The following is a 3,831-nucleotide window of genomic DNA, read 5'->3' as shown; positions in this document are numbered from 1 at the left end:
ATGGTTGAAGAAAATGAAAAACGAAGAAAAAACGAGAATAAGGGAGTCTGACTCAAATATTGAGGGGTTAAACCGGTTCTGTCGAATGCAGACAGCCAAGAGAAAACGGGGCGTTTTATTTGTATGATGATAACTTCCGCTATACCAGTTAATGAATACGATATCGTCATTCAAAACTGGGAAGCGGCAGGGTTATTAAAGCCTTCCGTTGCCAAAGTGAACAGAGTGTTTACCATCAATCAGGAACTGGTTATCAAGGTATTAGGGAAACTGGAACATTCCGATTTCTACACGATTTTTCAAGCGTTTTTTCGATTATTTCAGGAGCGCTCCACAAAATTTCAGGAATGATGTTGATTCATTCAGGAACGAAAGACTTTTCTACCGCTTTAGGAAGGAAGTCTTTTTTTATTTTGCCCCCGTGCGGGCGAAACAATAGCACGAGCCGAGAAATCGGCGGAAAGGAGAAATCATGAATCGAGTCGTCTTGATTGGTCGTCTGACGAAAGATCCAGAGATGCGCTACACGACAAACGGGATCGCTGTTACGACGTTTACGTTGGCCGTGAATCGCCCGTTTGCCAATCAGGAAGGAGAAAGGCAAGCGGATTTTATCAACATCGTAACCTGGCAGAAACTTGCCGACCTGTGCGCAACCTACTTACACAAGGGCCGACAAGCTGCTGTTGAAGGAAGGTTGCAGACCCGGTCATACGAAAACCAGGAAGGCCGAAAGGTATACGTGACAGAGGTTGTGGCGGACCGTGCTTATTTCCTTGATAAAGCAGAGGATGCTCGCACGGGCAATCAGTACTCAAGCCACGATCCATTTGCCTCAGCAGATCCATTTGCCGATCCTTTTGGTGGCTCAGGAAAACCAATTAATATCACAGATGACGATTTGCCGTTCTAGGGAATGGTCATCGCAGGACACAAAAGACTTCTCTCTGATGGTTCGGGAGAAGTCTTTTTGTATACACCAAATCCCTCGTGCGGGAGAAAACAATAGCACGTTAGCCAAGAGGCGAAGAAAGGAGATGCCATGAATAACCCACTGACGGTCATCGATGGACAGGAAACTCGCTTGATGGAGGGCTACAGTTCCCAAGAGATGCACGCTGTCTTGCAGGAGATGAAACAAAAACTCAATCTGACGCAGCAATTCTTCAAGGAAGTCATGATCGAAGGGCAAGATTACGGCGTTCTGGAAGGTACCGCGAAGCCAACGTTACTGAAAGCGGGTGCCGAAAAGCTGTGCGAGCTGTATGGCTTCTCACCGATCGTAAAGATGATCGAAGAAACGACGGAAAGGGATACCGGCTACTATCGGGCTCGGGTAACGATTAGCCTGATCCATCGACGCAGCGGGGTGACCATTGCCGATGGGGTTGGGGAAGCCAATACCATGGAAAGCCGATACCGCTGGCGTTGGGTCTACGAAAACGAGTTGCCGAGGGGGATTGATAAAAACTCTTTGGCACAAAAGAGTTTTCCGAAAAAGAACGGAAACGGAACCTATATCAAATACCGGATTGAAAATGAGGATCTCCACTCCTTATGGAACACCGTTCTGAAGATGGCCAAGAAGCGCGGCCTCATTGACGCTGTTCTTTCTGCAACCCGTTCTTCAGGTATCTTCACGCAGGATGTTGAGGACTTGAAGGATTGGGCAGAAGCAGCCTCATCGGATGAAGCAAACCAACGCCGTGAGAATGGAACACCCGCTCACAACCGAAACGAAAGCAGAAGGGCGTCGAACAGGTCGCAAGGGCAAGAAGGTAAGCAACCACCGCAAAATCAGTCTGCTGCTCATAAGGGACACGCTGCCATCACCCCGTCTGATACGCCCCGCTGGATTACGGGCACTGTAACGGATGTACAAGGAACAGCCATCAACGACACGCCTTGCTTTATTCTGTTCCTGCATAACGGCAGCAAAGTCTTGATCCCGGAAGATCATCCGGTCGCCCAACAAGACTTAAACAACTTGATGGGAGGACAATTGTTAAAGTTCCTGACTCGCACGATGGGAGATTTTGAGGCAATTGCTGGCCGCAGCGGACAAGAGATTCAGGAGGTGCGCAGTGCATGAGCATTTTTCCTGACATCTTTGGCGTAGCGAATGGTTTCCATCTCTTGGCACAGCAAAAGGCTGCGCCGAGAGGTGAGATTCGCATCCATTGCCCGTTTTGCGCAGAGATTGTCGGTACAGCAGATCGCGGGTTCCATCTTTACTTAAATCCGGTCAAGAATACGTTTCACTGCTTTCGCTGCCAGGTAAAAGGGGGCGTGGCAAAATTTATCGGTCTTCTGCAGGGAAAAGGAGAACAAGAAGTGATCGATGAATATAAGGCTAAACATGAAGCCGCCAGGAGGAAAAAGCGGAAGAAAAAGACATGGGAAGAGCATCCGGCCATGAAACTTTCCGCTCACCAGTGGAAACTCATGGGCTTCCTTGGAAAGATCGACGGGAAAATGTTTCACACCAACCCGCATTATGCACGCGCTGTTCTTCAGTGGGCATGGCGGGAGTGGCAACTATTCACGTCTGAGAAATCAAAGGAAGCCTTCCATGTCCTTCTGCTTGGCAAATACCTGGACGATGAAAAAGCTGCAGAGGAATTTGTTAGGAAAACCGAGAAAGAAACCGGTATTGAAAGTCTTTGGGAGCGGGCCGTGAAAATGCATCAGCTCCCCAAGGATTTGTGGGCGGAATGGGCCAAACGAGCTGATGTCACCGTTCGCGAACTTGTAGAAGCAATTCGGAACGAAGAGAAAGCGTCAGATTTGGAAGGTACCATTCAGCGAGAGCTGCAAAAGATGAAGGAGAGAACGGCGTGAGCTGGAAATGGAGCTACAGCCGACTCTTCAAATATGACTCCTGCCCCCATGCGTACTATTTCCGGTACGTGTTGGGGATGCCGGAGAAGGAAACGGAAGCAATGGCGAACGGGAAGCAATTCCACGAAGTCATTGCTTCTTCTGTTTTAAGGCAGCCGCCGCCGGTGGGAATACCGAAAGACGTGCAGGAGTTGGCATTAAAGGCGTATCGACTGTTGCAAACCCACATTTTCAAAGGGGAAATTGTAGCGGTCGAGCGTGAAATCGTCACTCCCATTACGGAAACGGATCTGTTCCATGTGGTGATTGATCTCATTGTCCAGTACGATTTGTTTTCCCTCACAATTTACGACTGGAAAACATCCTGGGCAGTCTATGAGGTCATGCAGAAGCCCAAGCAACTGCTTCTTTATGCTTGGAGCGCGTGGCAATCCGGTCTTTACGCTTCGGAGGTCGCTTATCTGTTTCCAAGGAAGAATGTCATCAAAACCGCACAGGTAACGCCTGAAGCGATTGCGGAAACCCTCGAATGGGCCAAGTTGAAGATTCACCAGGCGAGAGCCGCCTATCAGGAACTGAAAAAAGGGACACCACCGGAGATAGCTTTCCCGCCCAAATTGGGAAGCAGCTGCACCAACTGCAGCTTTATCCGCGAATGTCCCATGACGAAAAAATACCAAGTTCATTGAGGAGGAATGAATGATGAATTACATGCACAATGCAGGAGAAAATTTCAAGCGGATTTTGGACGAACTGAACCGTCAAGCACAGCAAAAAGAAGATTTCGTTGTACCGGCTAATCAGGTACGGATGCGTGACGATGGACACTTTACGTTCCAGACACTTTTTACGAATGCGGTCGCCAGCCCGGCAACTGAATGGGCGGAAAACCAGATGTATCAAAAACTGGAGTTGCCGGCTCGCTTCATGCGCCGCTGCCCAAGTGATTTGAGGGCAACGAACTTTAACTACTTCGCAGAGCGGCTGCCA

Annotated in this window: 6 protein-coding genes; all 6 read left to right on the top strand. The window is 49.0% G+C overall.

Annotation, left to right across the window (positions count from 1 at the left end; genetic code table 11):
• The first annotated feature begins 78 nt into the window (after window positions 1-78).
• A complete protein-coding gene (locus ACTHO6_RS21000; RefSeq protein WP_440243767.1) occupies window positions 79-351 on the top strand; it encodes a type II toxin-antitoxin system PemK/MazF family toxin in 273 nt (90 codons plus the stop codon).
• A 121-nt stretch (window positions 352-472) separates the two neighbouring features.
• On the top strand, window positions 473-913 hold the full coding sequence (gene ssb / locus ACTHO6_RS20995; RefSeq protein ID WP_440243765.1) for a single-stranded DNA-binding protein: 441 nt from the start codon (window positions 473-475) through the stop codon (window positions 911-913).
• A 129-nt stretch (window positions 914-1,042) separates the two neighbouring features.
• Complete coding sequence (locus ACTHO6_RS20990; protein ID WP_440243763.1) at window positions 1,043-2,092, top strand: hypothetical protein; 1,050 nt, start codon at window positions 1,043-1,045, stop codon at window positions 2,090-2,092.
• Window positions 2,089-2,841 (top strand): hypothetical protein, encoded by a 753-nt coding sequence (locus ACTHO6_RS20985; protein ID WP_440243761.1) that lies wholly within the window; start codon window positions 2,089-2,091, stop codon window positions 2,839-2,841. Before ACTHO6_RS20990 ends, ACTHO6_RS20985 begins: the two co-directional genes overlap by 4 nt.
• Entirely contained in the window at window positions 2,838-3,530 is a 693-nt protein-coding gene (locus tag ACTHO6_RS20980; protein ID WP_440243759.1) for a PD-(D/E)XK nuclease family protein, read from the top strand. The genes ACTHO6_RS20985 and ACTHO6_RS20980 overlap by 4 nt, the downstream gene beginning before the upstream one ends.
• A 10-nt stretch (window positions 3,531-3,540) precedes the next feature.
• On the top strand, window positions 3,541-3,831 hold a 291-nt coding region (locus ACTHO6_RS20975; protein WP_440243757.1), incomplete at its 3' end, for a hypothetical protein.

Origin of the sequence: Brevibacillus sp. SAFN-007a, from assembly GCF_051967035.1 — a bacterium.
Lineage (GTDB): Bacteria > Bacillota > Bacilli > Brevibacillales > Brevibacillaceae > Brevibacillus.
This window is presented reverse-complemented; position numbering and strand designations above follow the sequence as displayed.

Excerpts from the sequence above, each read along its gene's own strand:
- ACTHO6_RS20985 (WP_440243761.1), top strand. The coding sequence starts at position 2,089 with ATGAGCATTTTTCCTGACATCTTTGGCGTAGCGAATGGTTTCCATCTC.
- ACTHO6_RS20990 (WP_440243763.1), top strand. The coding sequence starts at position 1,043 with ATGAATAACCCACTGACGGTCATCGATGGACAGGAAACTCGCTTGATG.
- ssb (WP_440243765.1), top strand. The coding sequence starts at position 473 with ATGAATCGAGTCGTCTTGATTGGTCGTCTGACGAAAGATCCAGAGATG.